Raw genomic sequence first — 18,306 nt, 5'->3', positions numbered from 1 at the left:
GCAGCCACTGCACTAACCCAGGTCCGCCAGCGGGTGACTGCCCTCCCACACCTTGGCGAAGTGCGCCTCAACCACCGCTGCCGGCACCTGCGCCACATCCGGCCAGTGCCAGCGCGGCTGGTTGTCCTTGTCCAGCAGTCGGGCGCGTACCCCTTCACTGAACTCCGGGTGGCGGCAGCAGTTCAGGCTCATGCAGTACTCCATCTGCAACACTTGCGCCAGTGACAGGTGTCGCGCCCGGCGAATCTGCTCCCAAACCAGATGGGCGGTCAGCGGGCAGCCTTGCTGCAGCCGTTGGCCGGCGTCGGCCAGCAATGGGTCGTCATGGTGCTTCAGGTTTTCCAGCGCGCGCCATGCGGCAGCCGCATCGGCAACATCGAGCAACGCGTCGATCACTGCCCGGCGCGGCAACCATTGAGCGGCCGGTAATTCGGCACACACGCGGTGCTGTTCGGCCTTGAGCAGGCTGTTGAGCTGCAACGCGGTGTGTTCCTGCCAGTTCAGTTGCAGCAGCTCATCGACCAGGGTTTCTTGCTGGTGCTCACCCAGGAAGCGGTCGGCCAAACCCAGGTCCAGGGCATCGCGGGCGTTGAGCGGGGCGCCGGTCAGGCCAAGGAACAGCCCCAGTTTGCCTGGCAGCCGGGCCAGGAACCAGCTGGCGCCCACGTCCGGGTAGAAGCCGATGCTGACCTCCGGCATGGCCAGACGGCTGCTGGGTGTGACAATGCGCACGTTGGCGCCTTGCAGCAACCCCATGCCGCCGCCCAGAACATGGCCATGCCCCCAGCACAGCAACGGTTTGGGGTAGGTGTGCAGGCTGTAGTCCAGGCGGTATTCGGCGGCGAAGAAGGTGGCGGCCAGCGGTGGCACGCTGCCAGGTTGATCGCGGCAAGCCTGGGCCAGCGCGCGCACATCACCTCCCGCACAGAATGCCTTGGCGCCGCTGCCACGCAACAGCACGCAGACCACCCCGGGGTCGCGCGCCCACGCCTGCAGCTGGTCGCCCAGCGCCTCGATCATGGGCAGGGTCAGGGCATTGAGCGCCATGGGCGCATCGAGGGTGGCGATGCCCATGCGGGCGCCATCGGCGCCGGTAAGCACCTCGCAATGAATGGTCATGGACTACCTCGCGCAAGTCATGGCCCAAGTATGGCTTGCCTGGCCAATCATGCCGGTCGTCGGTCGGATCGTTTGACAAGCGGGTAGGGCTTACCTAGTGTCGCGCCATTGTTTATGGAAGGCCCCATGACTGACGACGACCGTATCAAACTCGAACCCAGCTGGAAGGCCGCGTTGCGCGGTGAGTTCGACCAGCCCTACATGCATCAGCTGCGCGAGTTCCTGCGTAGCGAGTACGCTGCCGGCAAGCAGATCTACCCGCCAGGGCCGCTGATCTTCAACGCGCTCAACTCGACACCGCTGCAACAGGTGAAAGTGGTGATCCTCGGCCAGGACCCTTACCACGGGCCTGGCCAGGCGCACGGCTTGTGCTTCTCGGTGCAGCCCGGGGTGGCCACGCCGCCGTCGCTGGTCAATATCTACAAAGAGTTGCAGCGGGACCTGAACATCCCGATCGCCAGCCACGGCTACCTGCAAAGCTGGGCCGAGCAAGGCGTGCTGCTGCTCAACACCACCATGACGGTCGAGCGCGCGAATGCGGCCTCGCATGCCAAGAAAGGCTGGGAGCACTTTACCGACCGGATCATCCAGGTCGTCAGCGAGCAGTGCCCGCACGTGGTGTTCCTGCTGTGGGGCGCCCATGCGCAGAGCAAGCAGAAGCTGATCGATGGCACCAAGCACCTGGTGCTGAAGTCGGTGCACCCGTCACCGTTGTCGGCTTACCGCGGCTTTCTCGGCTGCGGGCACTTCAGCCGCACCAACAGCTTCCTCGAGCAGCGCGGGCTGGCGCCGATCAACTGGGCGTTGCCGCCGTTGTAGTCATGTGGACTGGCGCAGCGCCTGGCCAGCGGGTTCGCCGCTCGCCGGGCGCCGCGTTCATCGAGGCCTGGCGTTCCACGCGCGGAACAACGGCTCGGCCAGAAACAGCACCAGCAGCAGCCGCATCACCTGCAGTGCCGTCACCAGCGGCACCGACAGCTGCAGTGTCTCTGCGGTCAAGCTCATTTCGGCAATCCCGCCTGGCATCATGCCCAGTGTCAGCGAGCGCAAGTCCAGTGCCGTCAGGACGCTCAGTGCCCAGGCGGCCAGGGCGGCAACGGCCATGCACAATGCCGTGGCCAGCAGGGTGCGGGCGAGAAACGATGGGGCGCGGCGGAAGAATTCGCGGTTGAAGTGGCAGGCCAGGGCGCTGCCAATCAACCATTGGCCGATCTGGCTGGCGCCGTTGGGCAGGGCGATCTGCAGGTTGGTGGCCAGGCTCACCGAGGCCGCCACCAGCAGTGGCCCGAACAGCCATGGGTTGGGCTGGCGCAAGCGCTGCCACAGCAGGGCCACGGCAATGCCCAGCGGGGCAATCAGGGCCAACCAGCTCCAACTTACGCTGCCTGCGTGGTTGAGCGCGACGCCGTCGCCCAGCAGGTACTTGAATACTGCCGGTACGCACAACACCACAGCCAGCACCCGCAGGCTCTGGGCGGCCGCCACCTGGCTGAGCACCGCGCCGTTGCGCGCGCCAAGGTTGACCATCTCTCCCGAACCGCCGGGCATGCTGGCGAAGAACGCAGTGGCGCGGTCCTCGCCGCTGCGCCTGAGCAGCCACACGCTGATCACGCTGGTCACGGTAGTGAACACCGCGCTGAAGAAAATCAGGACGAAGTGGCTGGCGACCTGCTCGATCACCGCCGGGGTGAAGTGCAGGCCAATGCCGATGCCGATGACCCACTGCCCGCATTTGCGGCCATTGGGTATTTCCGGCAATTGCCAGGGCGTCAGGCAGCGCACCAGGATGATCGCCAGCAGCGAGCCGATCATCCACGGCAAAGGCCAGCCGACCTTGCTGGCGGCAAAACCCCCAGCAAGGCCGACCAGCCCGGTTGCAACGTACAGCGGCAGTGACCGGTCAGGCATCGGCCATGGCCCGACGCTGCTGCGCACGTTTGCGCCAGATGCGCAGCAGCGGCAGGGTCAGCATGCACAGGGTCAGCACCCATACCGACAGGCTGATGGGGCTTGACCAGAGGATGCCCAGTTCACCGTTGGAAATCGACAGCGCCCGGCGCAGGTTCTGTTCCATCAGGCCGCCGAGGATGAAGCCCAGCAGGATCGGCGACAGCGGGAAGTCCAGCTTGCGCAGGATGTAGCCCATGATACCGATGCCGACCATCAGGAACAGGTCGAAGGTGGTGGCATGCACGGCGTACACGCCGATTGCGGTGATGATGGCGATCACCGGCACCAGCGCCCAGTTTGGTACGGCCAGGATGCGGGTGAAGATGCGGATCATCGGGATGTTGAGGATCACCAGCATGATGTTGGCGATGAACAGCGAGGCGATCAGGCCCCAGACGATGTCTGGCTGCTGCTCGAACAGCAGGGGGCCTGGGGTGATGTTGTACAGGGTCAGTGCACCGATCATCACCGCGGTGGTACCGGAGCCCGGTACGCCCAGCGTCAGCATGGGCACCAGGGCGCCACAGCAGGAAGCACCAATGGCGGTTTCGGGTGCCGCCAGGCCACGGGCGTCGCCCTTGCCGAACTTGCCGCTGGTGCCGGCGAGGCGTTTTTCGGTCATGTAGGCCACGGCGCTGGCCAGCGTGGCGCCAGCGCCCGGCAGCACGCCCATGATGAAACCGAGCAGGCCGCAGCGGATATTCACCACGAACACCGAAGCCGCCTCCTTGAAGTTGAACAGCATGCGCCCGGTGGCCTTGACCGCCTGGTGGCCATGGTGGGTCTTTTCCAGCAGCAGGAGGATTTCGCTGATCGAGAACAGGCCCAGTACCAACACCACGAACTGGATGCCATCGGCCAGGTGCACGCTGTCGCCGGTGAAGCGGTAGACGCCGCTGTTGGCGTCGATACCGACCGCCGACAGGAACAGCCCGATCAATGCGGCAATGAAGGTTTTCAGCGGTTTGTCACCGGCCATGCCGCCCAGGCAGACGATGGCGAACACCATCAGCACGAAGTACTCGGCGGGGCCGAAGGCAATCGCCCATTTGGCCAGCAGGGGGGCGAACAGCACCATGCCGCAGGTGGCGATGAGCGCACCGATGAACGAACTCCAGGCCGACAGCGACAGGGCAACGCCAGCCAGGCCCTGGCGGGCCATCGGGTAACCGTCGAGGGTGGTCATCACGGTCGAAGCCTCGCCCGGGATGTTCAGCAGAATCGAGCTGATACGCCCGCCGTATTCGCAGCCCAGGTACACCGCTGCCAGCAGGATCAGCGCCGATTCTGGCGGCAGGCCGAGGGCGAAGGCAATCGGGATCAGCAGGGCCACGCCGTTGATCGGGCCCAGGCCTGGCAGCAGGCCGACCACGGTGCCGATCAAGGTGCCGGACAGGGCGGTGACCAGGTTATAGGGGGACAGGGCAACGCCGAAGCCCTGGCCCAGGTAGCTCAAGGTATCCATGTGTCAGTTCTCCAGTACGCTCAGCAGGCCAAGGGGCAGTGGCACGTCCATCACGCGGTCGAACAGCCAGTAGAGGAAGATGCTCATGCCCACCACCACCATGGCGCTGTGCAGCCAGCGGCCGCCATACAGGCGCGCCATGGGCAGGCCCACCAGGATGGCACTGAGAATGAAGCCCAAGGGTTCGAAGGTGGCGGCGAAAACCAGCAGCAGGCCGACACACGCGGCGATTTTGAAAAGGGTCGCGCGGTCCAGTTCTGGTTCGTCGTCCTTGCGCACGATCGGCGTCGGGCGGATAGCCAGGTACAGCAGGCCCAGGCCCATCAGGCCGAGCATCAGCAGTGGGTAGGCACGCGGGCCCACCGGCTCATAGGAAAACGCCGCCTGGTAGGGCCAGGCCATTATGGCAAGCACGGCGCACACCGCCAGCAAGACCAGGGCGAAGAGGCGTTGCAGGATCATGAAAAAATCCTCGTTGAGATTGCTTGTAGGAGCGGCCTTGCGTCGCGATCGGGCCGCGAAGCGCCCGCAAAGCCTGCCACTGCGATCTGTCTGCAGCATCGCAAGGCAGTTCCAGGGGCCGCTTCGCGACCCGATCGCGACGCAAGGCCGCTCCTACACAGGGATTGTGGTGGATCCGGCAGGCTTACTGGATCAGGCCAAATTCCTTGGCCAGCGTCTTGTAGTCAGCCACTTGCTTCTTCACATAGCTGTCCAGTTCTTCGCCGGTCATGGCGAACGGGAACAGCTCGCGCTGGTCACGCAGTTTGGCGAAGTCTTGCGAAGCCAGCATCTTGTCGAACGACTGCTTCCACCAGGCGTAGTCCTCGTCGCTGACCTTTGGCCCCAGGTAGAAACCGCGCACCACCGGCCAGACGATGTCATAGCCCTGCTCCTTGGCAGTCGGGATGTCTTTCATCTCCGGCTCGTCCAGGCGGTTTTCCGAGAACACCGCGAGGATGCGCATGTTGCCGCTCTGAATGTGCGGCATGGAGTCTGAAATATCGGTCGAGCCCACCTGGATGTGGCCGCCCAGCAGGGCCGTGGCAATTTCGCCGCCGCCTTCCAGGGCCACGTAGCGCAGGTCACGCGGGTTGATCCCGGCGGCCTTGGCGATCAGGGCGGTCTGCATCCAGTCCTGGCTGCCGACGGTGCCGCCAGAGCCGATCACCACTTTGCTCGGGTCTTTCTTCAGTGCTGCGACCAGGTCGTCGAGGGTCTTGTAGGGCGAGTCGCTCTTCACCGCGATTGCGCCGTAGCTGGTACCGACCGCGGCCAGCCATTTCACGGCGTTTTCGTCGAAGCGGCCGAACTTGCCCTGGGCCAGGTTCAGCAACGAACCGCTGGACCAGGCCACCAGTGTGCCGGCATCAGCCGGGCGTTGGGCGACCACGGCGTTGTACGCTACCGCGCCGACACCGCCGGGCATGTAGGTGACGCGCATGGGTTTGCTGAGGATCTTTTCCTGCACCAGGGCGCTTTGCACCAGCTTGCAGGTCAGGTCGAAACCACCGCCCGGCGAGGCGGGGGCAATACATTCGGGGCGTTTCGGTTCGGCAGCGAGGGCGTTGCCGGCCAACAGCAGGCAGCCGGTAGCGAGGACGAGGCGGCGCAGTGAAAAGGTCATCGTCGATCTCCGTGAGTGTTGTTGTTATCGGGTTAGGCTAGCGGCTTACCACAGCGCCACGCTGTAGCTCACCAGCAGCCGTACTTCGTCGGCATCGCGGGCGAGGTTGGAGCGGAATGTGGCGTTGCGCAAACGCACGGCCACGTTCTTCAACGGGCCGCTTTGTACGACGTACTTCATTTCGGTGTCGCGTTCCCACTCTTTGCCTTCGCCACCGGCGGCGCGGCTGACATTGTCGCCGCTGATGTAGCGGGTCATGAAGGTCAGGCCGGGCACGCCCAGGGCGGCGAAGTTGTAGTCGTAGCGCGCCTGCCAGGAGCGCTCGTCCTTGCCTGCGAAGTCGTTGATCTGCACGAAGTTGACCAGGTAGGGGTCGGCGCCATCCACATAAGGGAACGCGCTGTCGCCCGACAATTGCTGCCACGCGCCACTGACCTTGTGCCCACCCAGGGCGTAGCTGAGCATGCCGTTGAACGTGGTGTTGTCGATGTTGCCGGCCTTGGCGGCACCGGCGTCGTCGCTGATGGCCAGGCGCAGGTCGGCACCGAGGGTGCCTGGGCCCCACGGCTGGGTGGCGACCATGCCGATGAAGTGCTGGCGGTAGATATCGTCGAGCTGGGCGAAGTGATAGCTGCCGGTGATACGGTCGGTGAACTGGTAGTCAAGCCCACCCAGGGCCAGGTGATCGGCGCTGAACGAACCACCGAAGCGGCCATTCTTGTTGTTCAGGGCCAGATCTTCCCAATTGGTGTCGTTACGGTCCTTGGCTTTGTCCAGGCGCCCGCCAGTGAACGTCAGGCCCTTTATTTCCTTCGAGGTGAGCAGGCCGCCTTCGAAGGTTTGCGGCAGGATCCGGCCGTCGTTCGGTTGCAGGGTCGGCAGCTCGGGGATCAGCGTGCCGATCTTCAGTTCGGTCTGGGAGACCTTGACCTTGCCGGTCAGGCCCAGCTTGGAATATTCGTCGGCAGCCTTGCCGTCATCGTGGGTCGGCAGCAGGCCGGTATCGGTGCGGTCCGGGCTGGAGTCGAGCTTGATACCGAGCATGCCCAGCGCGTCCACGCCGAAGCCTACGGTGCCATCGGTGTAGCCGGACTCGAAGTTGAGCATGAAGCCCTGGGCCCATTCATCGCGCTTGGATTGTTGCGCGCTGGTGCCGTCGCGGAAATCGCGGTTGAAGTACATGTTGCGGGTTTCGAAGGTGGCCGTGCTGTCTTCGAAGAAGGCGGCCTGGCTCAGCGGGGCGACACCGGCGAGCGCCAGGGCGCTGGCGAGGGTGCTGGGGCGTGAGGCAAAGGAACGGGTAGGCGCAAACGCCTGCGGCTGTGCTGACAGCATCGTCGGTGACTCCGTTTTTGTTCTTATTCGTTGCACCTTGCTGGTGCTTTTTTCGGTGCGAGGCGCGACCGTAGGGCGATGCTAGGCAACGAACCTTTCGCTAACCTTTCAACCTGAAAGGTTGCCACATGGGGCTTCACAGGCCCGGCGACAGCGGTACACTCCGCGCCATTGCCCCAGCCGAGAGGGAGAAACCGATGCGTGTGCTGCTGGTCGAAGACCACCTGCAACTGGCCGAAAGCGTGGCCTTGGCCTTGAAAAGCCTGGGCCTGACCGTGGATGTGCTGCATGACGGCGTGGCCGCCGACCTGGCCCTGGCCAGCGAAGAATACGCAGTGGCCGTGCTGGATGTCGGCTTGCCGCGCATGGATGGCTTTGAAGTGCTGGCGCGTTTGCGTGGGCGCGGCAAGACCCTGCCGGTGTTGATGCTGACCGCCCGCAGCGACGTCAAGGACCGGGTCCACGGCCTGAATCTGGGGGCCGATGACTACCTGGCCAAGCCGTTCGAGCTGACCGAGCTGGAAGCCCGGGTCAAAGCCCTGCTGCGGCGCAGCGTGCTCGGTGGGGAGCGCCAGCAGCGCTGCGGGCCGTTGGTGTACGACCTTGATACCCGGCGTTTTGCCCTTGGCGACGACAACCTGACCCTGACCTCCCGTGAGCAGAGTGTGCTGGAGGCGCTGATCGCCCGCCCGGGCCGGGTGATGAGCAAGGAGCAGCTGGCCGCCCAGGTCTTCGGCCTGGACGAGGAGGCCAGCCCCGATGCCATCGAAATCTACATCCACCGCTTGCGCAAGAAGCTCGACGGCCAGCCGGTAGCCATCGTCACCTTCCGTGGCCTGGGCTACCTGCTAGAGCATCGCGATGCGTGACAATGGCAGCCTGCGCGGGCGCTTGATGGGCAACCTGGCGTTGCTGCTGGTGGTGCTGATGCTGGCCAGCGGCCTGAGCGCCTACTGGAATGGTCGCGAGGCTGCCGATACCGCCTACGACCGTACCCTGCTGGCCTCGGCACGGACCATCGCCGCGGGGCTGTCGCAGCGCGATGGCTCGCTGAGCGCCGACGTGCCTTACGTGGCGCTGGACACCTTCGCCTACGACAGCGCCGGGCGCATTTACTACACCGTGCTCGATATCCAGCAGCGGCTGATTTCCGGTTACGAGAACCTGCCGCCACCGCCGCCAGGCACGCCCCGCACCGACGATTACCCGGCGCTGGCGCGGTTCTACAACGCCACCTACCTGGGCCAGGACGTGCGCGTGGTCAGTTTGCTCAAGGCGGTGAGCGAGCCGAACATGAATGGCATGGCGGAAATCCGTGTGGCCGAGACCGAGGAGGCGCGGGTGAGCATGGCCCGCGGCTTGATGGCCGATACCTTGCTGCGCCTGGGCATGCTGGCGCTGGCGGCGCTGGTGATGGTGTGGTTCGCCGTCAGTGCGGCGCTGCGGCCGCTGGAGCGCCTGCGCACAGCGGTGGAGGAGCGCCAGCCCGACGACCTGCGGGCGCTGCCGGTGGTGCAGGTGCAGCGTGAGTTGGGCCCATTGGTGCGTGCCTTGAACCATTTCACTGAACGCCTGCGTGGCCAGTTCGAGCGCCAGGCCCAGTTCATTGCCGATGCCGCGCACGAACTGCGCACGCCGCTGGCGGCCTTGAAGGCGCGCGTCGAGTTGGGCCTGCGCTCGCCAGAGCCGCAGGCGTGGCGGGAAACGTTGGAGTCTGCCGCCCAGGGCACCGACAGGTTGACCCACCTGGCCAACCAGTTGCTGTCATTGGCACGGGTGGAGAACGGCGCGCGGGCGATTGCCGAGGGCGGTGCGCAGCGCCTGGACTTGAGCCAACTGGCCCGGGAGCTGGGCATGGCCATGGCGCCCCTGGCGCACAAGCGCGGCGTTGCGCTGGCGCTGGAGGCCGAGGCGCCGGTTTGGCTGAAGGGCGAGCCGACGTTGCTCAACGAGCTGTTGAGCAACCTGGTGGACAATGCCCTGGCGCATACACCGCAGGGCGGCAATGTGATCATTCGCGTGCTGGCCCCGGCCGTGCTGGAAGTGGAAGACGACGGGCCTGGCATTCCCGAGGCTGAGCGCGAGCGGGTCTTCGAGCGGTTCTACCGGCGCAGTGCGCAGGGCAGCGGGTTGGGGCTGGCCATCGTGGGCGAGATCTGCCGGGCGCACCTGGCGCAGGTGAGCCTGCATGATGGCGCGAAGGGCGGGTTGCGGGTACGGGTGAGTTTTATCGCGGACTGACGCGGTGCCTGTGCTGGCCCACCGCCGGCCAGCGCAGGTTTGAGCGGGTCAGCGCAACATGCTCCGCGCCTCAAGCAGCTCTTCCACCTCAAGCTCGGTACCGAACGGCAAGCCCAGGTGGCGGTACGCCGGCAGCGCCGCCAACGGCCGCTGGCGCCCACGTTGGCTGATGCAACGCGCGATCTGCACGATGTCGATGTAGTCGACCTTGTCAGTCTGGCGGTCCAGGTCCTGAACCTGCGAGGGCAGGTTGACCAATTGCTCCGGAAACTCCCACGCCTTGAGAATCTTGTCACCCAGCGCCGGCTGGATCTGCTCGATCACATAATGCAGGCACACCGGGTCGGACAGCAGTTCGTTGTGCTCTTCGGCGTAGATCAGCACGGGCAGCGCGCCAATCTGGTTGACCAGCCCACCCAGGGTCGCCTGCTCAGGTTTGAGCTGGGTGTAGCGGCGCGTGATTTCGTAACTGATGCCCGCCACTTCCAGGCTGTTGGCCCAGATTTCCCGCAATTTTTGTTCCACGGCCGACGAGCGGGCGTGGAAAATCTGCTCGATGACCAGACCGATGGCGAGGTTGCAGCTGTAGTTGATGCCCAGCCGCGTGATGGCGGTGTGGAGGTCGGTCACTTCTACCGCCGCGCGCAGCAGTGGGCTGTTGACGACCTTGATCAGGCGCGCCGAAAGCGCCGCATCACGGCCGATCACCTTGCTCAGGGCCGCTACGCTGATCTCGCTGTCTTCTGCCGCCTCACGGATGCTCAAGGCAACTTCGGGCAGGGTCGGCAGGACCAGGTCATCCTTTTCGATGGCATCGAGCAACTGTGCTTGAACCATCTCGGCCAGCTTGTTCATGGGCGTGTCTACCGCAGTGGTGGTGCGGCCCCGCCACGCGGGCGGGGCAGGCTGGTCAGCGCTGGATTTCCCGGTCGCGGTCCAGTTCGTAAGGCAGGGTCAGCACCTGCAGGCGCGGGCCTTCCAGGCTGCCCAGGTGCAGGTTGTCGTCTTCTACCGCCTCGGCACTCAGCACGGCGAGCAATTCGCAGCCGGCACCGTTGCTGGCGGCCAGCACCACTTCACCGACCGACGAGCCGTGGGTGGGCGAGAAGATTTCCGCCCCCGGCGCCGGAACGGCGGCCTGGTCCAGCGCCAGGCGGTACTGACGGCGCTTGAGCTTGCCCAGGTACTGCATGCGCGCGACGATCTCCTGGCCGGTGTAGCAGCCCTTCTTGAAGCTGACGCCATCGACAGCTTGCAGGTTGATCATCTGGGGAATGAACAGCTCGCGGGTCGGCCCCATGACCTGACCGATGCCGGCGCGGACCTGGCCGAGCAGCCAGTCGTTGAGGCTGCCTTCGGGCAGGGCGGCGGCGAGGGCCTGGCGCACGGGCTCGGCGTTGTCCGCCGCTACCCACAGCTCTACGCGGCCGGCGGACACGGTGACCGCGATCAGCCCGGCCTGGCGCACGGTGCTGCCCGCGGCGCTGGGCAGGTCGATCCCCAGTGCTTGCAGTGCCGCTTCGCCCCCTTGCAGGCCGAAGCGTGCCCAGGCGCTGCTCTCATCGGTGAGCGTGGCCTTAGAAAACACGGCGTACTTCTTCAGGTCGGCCAATTGCGCCTCGAGCAGCTCGCTGGCCATGGCCAGCAGGTAGCCGTTGCCTTCGGGCAGGATACGGAAGCTCGACTGCATGCGCCCCTTGACCATGCAGCGGGCGCCGAGGCCGGCATGTTCCTGGCTGAGATAGTTGATGTTGCAGGTCAGCTGGCCTTGCAGGAACTTGCCTGCATCGGAGCCGCGGACGGCGAGGATGCCCTCGTGGGACAGGGGGCAGAAGAAAGCGGAATCGGCCATGGGTCATCGCGGTGGCTAAAGACTGGCGGCCATCATAGAACGCCGGTAACAAAATAGGTAGGTGAGTAGACCAACGCCCGGTGCCGCTGCGCTCGCCTGGCTGTATACTGGCGGGCCATTCGAGGAGGGCCCCATGGTCGAACAAACTGAACTCAACCGGCTGTTCTGGCACAGCCGCCGCGGCATGCTGGAACTGGACGTGCTGCTGGTGCCTTTCACCCAGGAAGTCTACCCCACCCTCAACGAGGCCGACCGCGAACTGTACGTGCGCCTGTTGAGCTGCGAGGATCAGGACATGTTCGGCTGGTTCATGGAGCGCACCGAGTCTGAAGACCCGGAGTTGCAGCGCATGGTCCGCATCATTCTGGACCGTGTCCAGCCCAAGTGAGTGTTATGAGTGCCGCTGGCAGGGCTCGCGCCGGCTGCTGGCGGTCTACCTGGCATGCCAGGGGGTAGCCTGGCTTGCCGCGTGGGCAAGCGCGCTGCCAGCCTGGCTGGCGTTTACCCTCATCATTGCCTGCCTTGCCCACGCTGCCTGGGCGCTTCCCCGCCGTATTCTGTTGACCCATGAACAGGCCGTTACCGGCTTGCGCCGTGATGTGCGCGGCTGGCAGGTGTACACCCGTGGTGGTGGCTGGCAGCCGGTGCGGCTGTGCCGGGACAGCATGGCCCTGCCTGGGTTGGTGGTGGTGCGCATTGAGCGCGCCGGGCGCTGGTTGGGGCAAAGCCAGTGTGTACCGCCGGATGCCCTGGGCGCGGATGAGCATCGGCGGTTGCGGGTGCGGTTGAAATTCAGCCGGCGGCGCTGGGGCGCTGCAGCGCTCAGGTCGGGCTGAGCACCGTGTCCTTTGCTTCGTCCAGCATGCCCGGGTAGTCCAGGGTGTAATGCAAGCCGCGGCTCTCCTTGCGCTGCATCGCCGACAGGATCATCAGCTCGGCCACCTGTGCCAGGTTGCGCAGTTCGATCAGGTCGCGGCTGACCTTGTAGTTACTGTAGAACTCGTCGATTTCATCCAGCAGCAACCGAATGCGGTGCTGCGCCCGCTGCAGGCGCTTGCTGGTGCGCACGATCCCCACGTAGTCCCACATGAACCGCCGCAACTCGTCCCAGTTGTGCGCGATGATCACGTCCTCGTCCGAATCGGTCACCTGGCTGGCGTCCCAACCCGGCAGAGCCCTTGGCATGCTCACCTGCTGCAGGTTGGCCTCGATGTCGGCAGCCGCGGCGCGGCCATACACAAAGCACTCCAGCAGTGAGTTGCTGGCCATGCGGTTGGCGCCATGCAGGCCCGTGAAACTGGTTTCGCCAATCGCGTACAAGCCCGGCACATCGGTGTGGCCGCGGTCGTCGACCATTACCCCGCCGCAGGTGTAGTGCGCGGCAGGCACCACCGGAATCGGCTGGCGGGTGATGTCGATGCCAAACGCCAGGCACCGCTCGTACACGGTGGGGAAGTGGCCCTTGATGAACTCGGCTGGCTTGTGGGTGATGTCCAGGTACACGCAGTCCACACCCAGGCGCTTCATTTCGTGGTCGATGGCGCGGGCGACGATATCGCGGGGCGCCAGTTCCTCGCGCGGGTCGAAACGTGGCATGAAACGCTCGCCATTGGGCAGGCGCAGCAGGGCGCCCTCGCCACGCAGGGCCTCGGTGATCAGGAAGCTCTTGGCCTGCGGGTGATACAGGCAGGTCGGGTGGAACTGGTTGAACTCCAGGTTCGCCACCCGGCAACCGGCCCGCCAGGCCATGGCAATGCCATCGCCACACGCGCCGTCGGGGTTGCTGGTGTACAGGTAGACCTTGGCCGCGCCGCCAGTGGCCAGCACGGTGAAGCGTGCCCCGAAGGTGTCGACCTCACCAGTGTTGCGGTTGAGCACATAGGCGCCCAGGCAGCGCTCGCCAGGCAGGCCCAGGCGCCGCTCGGTGATCAGGTCGACTGCCACGCGCTGTTCCAGCAGCTCGATATTCGGGCGCGAGCGGGCCTGCTTGAGCAGCGTGGTGAAAATGGCGGCACCGGTCGCATCGGCGGCGTGGATGATCCGCCGGTGGCTATGGCCGCCCTCACGGGTAAGGTGGAACTCGAAGCCGCCATCGTCGACGCTGTAGTGCTCGTCGCGGGTAAACGGTACGCCTTGTTCGATCAGCCACTGTATGGCCTCGCGGCTGTGTTCGACCGTGAAGCGTACGGCGTCTTCATGGCACAGGCCGCCGCCGGCATTGAGGGTATCCTCCACATGCGACTGCACTGTGTCGGTATTGTCCAGCACCGCAGCGACACCGCCCTGGGCCCAGAAGGTCGAGCCATTGGCCAGGTCGCCCTTGCTCAGCACGGCGATGCGCAGGTGGCTGGGGAGGTTGAGTGCCAGGCTGAGACCGGCGGCACCGCTGCCGATCACCAGGACATCATGTTGGAATTGTTGGCTCATGTCGGGACACTAGTAATCTTTGGAGGGGGCGCGGCACAATAGCCACGCGCAGGTGGCATAGTGAAACTATTGTTCGCTCGACCGGGCTGCCTTTATAGCAGCCCCCGGTGGCCAATTTCCATGCCAGCTGCCAGCGTGGCCAACCTTTGTGGGAACTTTCCGACATGGCCGGAAATCCTATGAAGGTTGCCCGCACGCCACAAATTGCCGCGGCGACGCAGGGCGGCAGGCCTGTCCCGGCTGTCCCTGCGTACACGTAACCTGATTATCGACGAAGCCGGCGATGACCGTGCCTCGTCTTCCGTGCAAGCCGACCAAGGGCTGCAGGAAACTTGCTTGGAGGGGAGAACTTTTGCGAAAAGCCCGAGTCTATGGTTGCAAGCCTGAGCGATGGCTGTTGCAACGCTCCTTCGAGTTCACTGAGGAGTGTTCATGCTAACCCAGGAAGAGGATCAGCAACTTGTCGAGCGCGTGCAGCGCGGCGACAGGCGAGCGTTCGATCTGTTGGTGCTGAAGTATCAGCACAAGATTCTCGGGTTGATCGTGCGGTTCGTTCACGATACCCACGAGGCCCAGGATGTTGCGCAGGAAGCCTTTATCAAGGCCTACCGTGCACTTGGCAATTTCCGCGGCGACAGTGCGTTTTACACGTGGCTGTACCGCATCGCCATCAACACGGCGAAGAACTACCTGGTGTCCCGTGGAAGACGGCCGCCAGACAGCGATGTCAGCTCCGAGGATGCGGAGTTTTACGACGGCGATCATGGCCTCAAGGATCTTGAGTCTCCAGAGCGCTCGTTGTTGCGGGATGAGATCGAAGGCACCGTCCATCGCACCATCCAGCAACTGCCCGAAGACCTGCGCACGGCGCTTACCCTGCGTGAGTTCGATGGCCTGAGTTACGAAGACATTGCCAGTGTCATGCAATGTCCGGTGGGTACCGTGCGCTCTCGAATCTTCCGCGCTCGGGAGGCCATAGACAAAGCCCTGCAACCGTTGTTGCAGGAAACCTGAGACAGCGGCGACAGCCAAGAGAGGAACCGCCATGAGTCGTGAAGCTTTGCAGGAATCGCTGTCCGCGGTAATGGATAACGAAGCGGACGAACTGGAATTGCGTCGGGTGTTGAACGCCGTCGACGAAGCCGAAACCCGTGCCACCTGGTCCCGTTACCAGGTAGCCCGCGCAGCCATGCACAAGGAGTTGCTGCTGCCCAACCTGGATATCGCCTCGGCGGTGTCTGCGGCGCTGGCCGATGAAGCCGTGCCGGCCAAGGCCAACAAGGGCCCGTGGCGCAGCATCGGCCGCCTGGCTGTGGCTGCTTCGGTCACCGTGGCCGTGCTGGCGGGTGTGCGCATGTACAACCAGGACGAGATCACCGGTGCCGAGCTGGCTGCCCAGCAGCCGGTCCAGCAGGGCGTGAGCGTGCCACAAGCACAGGGCCCTGCAGTATTGGCAGGTTACACCGAGAGCAGCGAGCAACCGACCGGGCCAATGGCCAACGGTGTGCTGCAGAACCAGGCCGGCTGGGACCAGCGTCTGCCAGGTTACCTGCGCCAGCATGCTCAGGAGTCTGCGCTCAAGGGTACTGAAACTGCACTGCCGTATGCCCGCGCTGCCAGCCTGGAAAACCGTTAAGTAAGGAGGCTCATGCGCGCGCTACCTCTCCTGACGCTGCTGGTTGGCAGCTGCATGACGGTGCCAGCGTTGGCAGCCAATTCTTCGCCCGAGGCGAGTGAATGGCTGAACAAGCTGGCACAGGCCGAGCAAAAACAGAGCTACCAAGGCGCTTTCGTCTACGAACGCAACGGTAGTTTTTCTTCCCACGATATCTGGCACAGGGTAGAAGGCGGCAAGGTCAGCGAGCGGCTATTGCAGCTCGACGGCGCAGCCGAGGAAATCGTGCGCGTGGATGGCAAGGTGGCGTGTGTCAGCGGCGCCTTGGCCAGCGGGGTTACCAGCCCTCCAGATACTGCACCGCGTGTGCTTGATCCCCTTAAGCTCATGGGTTGGTACGACCTGAGCGTGGCGGGCAAGTCACGCGTGGCCGGGCGTGACGCGGTGATTGTGACGCTCACGCCGCGCGACCAGCACCGCTATGCCTTCGAATTGCACCTGGACCGCAAGACCGGCCTGCCGCTGCGCTCCTTGATGCTCAACGACAAGGGGCAGTTGCTGGAACGCTTCCAGATGACCCGTCTCGATACCGATGACCTGCCCAGCGACAGCGACCTGCAGCCAAGCGCCGCCTGCAAGCCTGTGCAGCATGTGGCCTCGGTCAGCAGTGACAACATCGCCGCCTGGCGTTCGGACTGGTTGCCGCCGGGCTTCGAACTGGTCAACAGCACCGTGCACCGCGACCCCAAGCTTGGCAGCTCGGTCAGTAGCCTGATGTACGACGATGGCCTGGCGCGCTTCTCGGTGTTCCTCGAGCCGGTCAAGGATGACGGTGGTAACGATGTGCGCACCCAGCTTGGGCCGACGTCGGCGGTTTCGCGTCGCCTGAATACGCCCAAGGGCAAGGTCATGGTGACGGTCGTCGGTGAAATCCCCCTGGGTACGGCAGAGCGTGTTGCCCTGTCCATGCGACCTCAGGATGCCCAGGCACGCCAGTAATGGTGCCCGTTTGCGGGCCGTGCCAAAGGCAGCCGGGCATGCGCCTGAAATGAAATTAAAGCATTGTCATTTGCAATCCTGCGGCAAATTTTCTATAGGTCAGGCTTTCAGGAGCCTGGCCTTTCCTGTTTTGTGCAGGGGCCTTTCTAACTACCGCTCGTTGTGACGGGAGCCGTATGTCAATACCACGCTTGAAATCCTACCTAATGATGGTCGCCACCGTGCTGATGCTCGGCCAGGCGCTCACCGCCCAGGCCGACGAAGCCCTGCCGGACTTCACCACGCTGGTCGAGCAGGCCTCGCCCGCGGTGGTCAACATCAGCACCAAGCAGAAGCTGCCGGACCGCCGCGTCGCCCAGGGCCAGATGCCGGACCTGGAAGGCCTGCCGCCGATGTTCCGCGAATTCTTCGAGCGCAACATGCCGCAACAGCCGCGCTCGCCCCGTGGCGATCGCCAGCGTGAGGCCATGTCGCTGGGCTCTGGCTTCATCATTTCCAGCGATGGCTATGTGTTGACCAACAACCATGTGGTCGCCGATGCCGACGAGATCATCGTCCGCCTGTCGGACCGCAGTGAGCTGCAGGCCAAGCTGATCGGCACCGATCCCCGTACCGACGTGGCCTTGCTCAAGGTCGATGGCAAGAACCTGCCCACCGTGAAACTGGGTGACTCCGAGAAGCTCAAGGTGGGCGAGTGGGTATTGGCCATCGGTTCGCCGTTCGGCTTCGACCATTCGGTGACCAAGGGCATCGTCAGCGCCAAGGGCCGCACCCTGCCCAACGATACCTATGTGCCGTTCATCCAGACCGACGTGGCCATCAACCCGGGTAACTCCGGTGGTCCGCTGTTCAACATGAAGGGCGAAGTGGTGGGTATCAACTCGCAGATCTTCACCCGTTCGGGCGGCTTCATGGGCCTGTCGTTCGCCATCCCGATCGATGTGGCGCTCGACGTTTCCAACCAGTTGAAGAAAGACGGCAAAGTCAGCCGCGGCTGGCTGGGCGTGGTGATTCAGGAGGTCAACAAGGACCTGGCCGAATCCTTCGGCCTCGACAAGCCGGCCGGCGCCCTGGTAGCCCAGGTGCTGGAAAACGGCCCGGCCGCCAAGGGTGGCTTGCAGGTGGGTGACGTGATCCTGAGCATGAACGGCCAGCCGATCGTCATGTCGGCCGACCTGCCGCACCTGGTCGGCAGCCTCAAGGATGGCGAGAAAGCCAAGCTGGAAATCATCCGCAACGGCAAGCGCCAGACCCTGGACGTGGCCGTGGGCGCCATGCCGGACGACGACGCCGACATCACCGCCGGTGCCGACGGCAGCACCGAGCGCAGCAGCAACCGCCTGGGTGTCGCGGTCGCCGACCTGACCGCCGAGCAGAAAAAATCCCTCGAGCTCAAGGGCGGCGTGGTGATCAAGGAAGTCCAGGATGGTCCGGCAGCGCTCATCGGCCTGCGCCCGGGTGACGTCATCAGCCACCTGAACAACCAGGCCATCGGCTCGGCCAAGGAATTCACCGAAATCGCCAAGGAACTGCCGAAGAACCGCTCGGTGTCGATGCGCGTGCTGCGTCAGGGCCGTGCCAGCTTCATCACCTTCAAGCTCGCTGAATAAGCGGCCAGGTGGGGCGAAAAGGGCAGCTTCGGCTGCCCTTTTTCATGAATATTCACAATTGACTGG

At 64.5% G+C, this 18,306-nt stretch carries 18 protein-coding genes; 9 read left to right on the top strand and 9 right to left on the bottom strand.

From position 1 onward, the window contains the following. Nucleotides 1-12: 12 nt before the first annotated feature. Nucleotides 13-1,119, bottom strand: a complete 1,107-nt coding sequence (locus AACG97_RS22400; RefSeq protein ID WP_009683067.1) for an enoyl-CoA hydratase/isomerase family protein — start codon at nt 1,117-1,119, stop codon at nt 13-15. 126 nt (nt 1,120-1,245) lie between these two features. Here AACG97_RS22400 and ung point away from each other — a divergent pair, with 126 nt between their 5' ends. Next, entirely contained in the window at nt 1,246-1,938 is a 693-nt protein-coding gene (ung, locus tag AACG97_RS22395; RefSeq protein ID WP_009683066.1) for a uracil-DNA glycosylase, read from the top strand. A 57-nt stretch (nt 1,939-1,995) separates the two neighbouring features. On the opposite strand, the gene AACG97_RS22390 is transcribed toward ung, so the two are convergent. From AACG97_RS22390 to AACG97_RS22370, 5 genes are all read right to left on the bottom strand, one after another. After that, complete coding sequence (locus AACG97_RS22390; RefSeq protein WP_047149748.1) at nt 1,996-3,027, bottom strand: AbrB family transcriptional regulator; 1,032 nt, start codon at nt 3,025-3,027, stop codon at nt 1,996-1,998. Beyond that, nucleotides 3,020-4,534: a tripartite tricarboxylate transporter permease gene (locus AACG97_RS22385; protein ID WP_009683064.1), complete on the bottom strand. Its 1,515-nt coding sequence runs from the start codon at nt 4,532-4,534 to the stop codon at nt 3,020-3,022. Before AACG97_RS22385 ends, AACG97_RS22390 begins: the two co-directional genes overlap by 8 nt. Before the next feature lie 3 nt (nt 4,535-4,537). Beyond that, a complete protein-coding gene (locus AACG97_RS22380) occupies nt 4,538-4,996 on the bottom strand; it encodes a tripartite tricarboxylate transporter TctB family protein (RefSeq protein ID WP_009683063.1) in 459 nt (152 codons plus the stop codon). Nucleotides 4,997-5,180: 184 nt separating this feature from the next. Beyond that, complete coding sequence (locus tag AACG97_RS22375; protein ID WP_009684776.1) at nt 5,181-6,161, bottom strand: Bug family tripartite tricarboxylate transporter substrate binding protein; 981 nt, start codon at nt 6,159-6,161, stop codon at nt 5,181-5,183. A gap of 45 nt (nt 6,162-6,206) precedes the next feature. Then, the gene (locus AACG97_RS22370; RefSeq protein WP_009684775.1) at nt 6,207-7,496 is read right to left on the bottom strand and encodes an OprD family porin; all 1,290 of its coding nucleotides are present in this window, start codon (nt 7,494-7,496) and stop codon (nt 6,207-6,209) included. Nucleotides 7,497-7,693: 197 nt separating this feature from the next. Between AACG97_RS22370 and AACG97_RS22365 the strand changes: the two genes are divergently transcribed. Next, nucleotides 7,694-8,365 (top strand): response regulator, encoded by a 672-nt coding sequence (locus AACG97_RS22365; protein ID WP_009684774.1) that lies wholly within the window; start codon nt 7,694-7,696, stop codon nt 8,363-8,365. Further along, nucleotides 8,358-9,737 (top strand): sensor histidine kinase, encoded by a 1,380-nt coding sequence (locus tag AACG97_RS22360; RefSeq protein ID WP_009684773.1) that lies wholly within the window; start codon nt 8,358-8,360, stop codon nt 9,735-9,737. The genes AACG97_RS22365 and AACG97_RS22360 overlap by 8 nt, the downstream gene beginning before the upstream one ends. Nucleotides 9,738-9,785: 48 nt before the next feature. On the opposite strand, the gene AACG97_RS22355 is transcribed toward AACG97_RS22360, so the two are convergent. Further along, nucleotides 9,786-10,592: an HDOD domain-containing protein gene (locus AACG97_RS22355; protein WP_009684772.1), complete on the bottom strand. Its 807-nt coding sequence runs from the start codon at nt 10,590-10,592 to the stop codon at nt 9,786-9,788. Between the two features lie 55 nt (nt 10,593-10,647). Continuing rightward, entirely contained in the window at nt 10,648-11,589 is a 942-nt protein-coding gene (gene ygfZ, locus AACG97_RS22350) for a CAF17-like 4Fe-4S cluster assembly/insertion protein YgfZ (protein ID WP_009684771.1), read from the bottom strand. A 133-nt stretch (nt 11,590-11,722) separates the two neighbouring features. Here ygfZ and AACG97_RS22345 point away from each other — a divergent pair, with 133 nt between their 5' ends. Next, nucleotides 11,723-11,977 carry an FAD assembly factor SdhE gene (locus AACG97_RS22345; RefSeq protein ID WP_009684770.1) on the top strand — a complete coding sequence of 85 codons (255 nt, stop codon included), beginning with the start codon at nt 11,723-11,725 and terminating at the stop codon, nt 11,975-11,977. Next, nucleotides 11,961-12,425 (top strand): protein YgfX, encoded by a 465-nt coding sequence (locus AACG97_RS22340; RefSeq protein ID WP_047149742.1) that lies wholly within the window; start codon nt 11,961-11,963, stop codon nt 12,423-12,425. The genes AACG97_RS22345 and AACG97_RS22340 overlap by 17 nt, the downstream gene beginning before the upstream one ends. Here the strand turns inward: AACG97_RS22340 and nadB are convergent. Further along, nucleotides 12,412-14,016, bottom strand: a complete 1,605-nt coding sequence (nadB, locus tag AACG97_RS22335; protein WP_047149741.1) for an L-aspartate oxidase — start codon at nt 14,014-14,016, stop codon at nt 12,412-12,414. The genes AACG97_RS22340 and nadB overlap by 14 nt on opposite strands. Nucleotides 14,017-14,448: 432 nt before the next feature. Between nadB and rpoE the strand changes: the two genes are divergently transcribed. The 4 genes from rpoE (at nt 14,449) to AACG97_RS22315 (ending at nt 18,240) form a co-directional block, all read left to right on the top strand. After that, nucleotides 14,449-15,030: an RNA polymerase sigma factor RpoE gene (gene rpoE, locus AACG97_RS22330; RefSeq protein ID WP_003252049.1), complete on the top strand. Its 582-nt coding sequence runs from the start codon at nt 14,449-14,451 to the stop codon at nt 15,028-15,030. A gap of 31 nt (nt 15,031-15,061) precedes the next feature. Continuing rightward, nucleotides 15,062-15,652, top strand: a complete 591-nt coding sequence (locus tag AACG97_RS22325) for a sigma-E factor negative regulatory protein (protein ID WP_009684766.1) — start codon at nt 15,062-15,064, stop codon at nt 15,650-15,652. A gap of 12 nt (nt 15,653-15,664) precedes the next feature. Further along, the gene (locus AACG97_RS22320; protein ID WP_009684765.1) at nt 15,665-16,630 is read left to right on the top strand and encodes a MucB/RseB C-terminal domain-containing protein; all 966 of its coding nucleotides are present in this window, start codon (nt 15,665-15,667) and stop codon (nt 16,628-16,630) included. A gap of 176 nt (nt 16,631-16,806) precedes the next feature. Continuing rightward, on the top strand, nt 16,807-18,240 hold the full coding sequence (locus AACG97_RS22315) for a DegQ family serine endoprotease (RefSeq protein ID WP_029886109.1): 1,434 nt from the start codon (nt 16,807-16,809) through the stop codon (nt 18,238-18,240). Nucleotides 18,241-18,306: the final 66 nt, after the last annotated feature.

This window comes from Pseudomonas sp. Nvir (genome assembly GCF_963778085.1).
Classification (GTDB): Bacteria; Pseudomonadota; Gammaproteobacteria; order Pseudomonadales; family Pseudomonadaceae; genus Aquipseudomonas; species Aquipseudomonas juntendi.
The sequence above is the reverse complement of the archived record's forward strand: the minus strand, read 5'-3'. Positions and strand labels throughout refer to the sequence as shown.

What these genes read in the sequence shown, in the direction of transcription:
- AACG97_RS22400 (WP_009683067.1), bottom strand. Translation starts at nt 1,119, where the DNA reads ATGACCATTCATTGCGAGGTGCTTACCGGCGCCGATGGCGCCCGCATG.
- ung (WP_009683066.1), top strand. Translation starts at nt 1,246, where the DNA reads ATGACTGACGACGACCGTATCAAACTCGAACCCAGCTGGAAGGCCGCG.
- AACG97_RS22390 (WP_047149748.1), bottom strand. Translation starts at nt 3,027, where the DNA reads ATGCCTGACCGGTCACTGCCGCTGTACGTTGCAACCGGGCTGGTCGGC.
- AACG97_RS22385 (WP_009683064.1), bottom strand. Translation starts at nt 4,534, where the DNA reads ATGGATACCTTGAGCTACCTGGGCCAGGGCTTCGGCGTTGCCCTGTCC.
- AACG97_RS22380 (WP_009683063.1), bottom strand. Translation starts at nt 4,996, where the DNA reads ATGATCCTGCAACGCCTCTTCGCCCTGGTCTTGCTGGCGGTGTGCGCC.
- AACG97_RS22375 (WP_009684776.1), bottom strand. Translation starts at nt 6,161, where the DNA reads ATGACCTTTTCACTGCGCCGCCTCGTCCTCGCTACCGGCTGCCTGCTG.
- AACG97_RS22370 (WP_009684775.1), bottom strand. Translation starts at nt 7,496, where the DNA reads ATGCTGTCAGCACAGCCGCAGGCGTTTGCGCCTACCCGTTCCTTTGCC.
- AACG97_RS22365 (WP_009684774.1), top strand. Translation starts at nt 7,694, where the DNA reads ATGCGTGTGCTGCTGGTCGAAGACCACCTGCAACTGGCCGAAAGCGTG.
- AACG97_RS22360 (WP_009684773.1), top strand. Translation starts at nt 8,358, where the DNA reads ATGCGTGACAATGGCAGCCTGCGCGGGCGCTTGATGGGCAACCTGGCG.
- AACG97_RS22355 (WP_009684772.1), bottom strand. Translation starts at nt 10,592, where the DNA reads ATGAACAAGCTGGCCGAGATGGTTCAAGCACAGTTGCTCGATGCCATC.
- ygfZ (WP_009684771.1), bottom strand. Translation starts at nt 11,589, where the DNA reads ATGGCCGATTCCGCTTTCTTCTGCCCCCTGTCCCACGAGGGCATCCTC.
- AACG97_RS22345 (WP_009684770.1), top strand. Translation starts at nt 11,723, where the DNA reads ATGGTCGAACAAACTGAACTCAACCGGCTGTTCTGGCACAGCCGCCGC.
- nadB (WP_047149741.1), bottom strand. Translation starts at nt 14,016, where the DNA reads ATGAGCCAACAATTCCAACATGATGTCCTGGTGATCGGCAGCGGTGCC.
- rpoE (WP_003252049.1), top strand. Translation starts at nt 14,449, where the DNA reads ATGCTAACCCAGGAAGAGGATCAGCAACTTGTCGAGCGCGTGCAGCGC.
- AACG97_RS22325 (WP_009684766.1), top strand. Translation starts at nt 15,062, where the DNA reads ATGAGTCGTGAAGCTTTGCAGGAATCGCTGTCCGCGGTAATGGATAAC.
- AACG97_RS22320 (WP_009684765.1), top strand. Translation starts at nt 15,665, where the DNA reads ATGCGCGCGCTACCTCTCCTGACGCTGCTGGTTGGCAGCTGCATGACG.
- AACG97_RS22315 (WP_029886109.1), top strand. Translation starts at nt 16,807, where the DNA reads ATGTCAATACCACGCTTGAAATCCTACCTAATGATGGTCGCCACCGTG.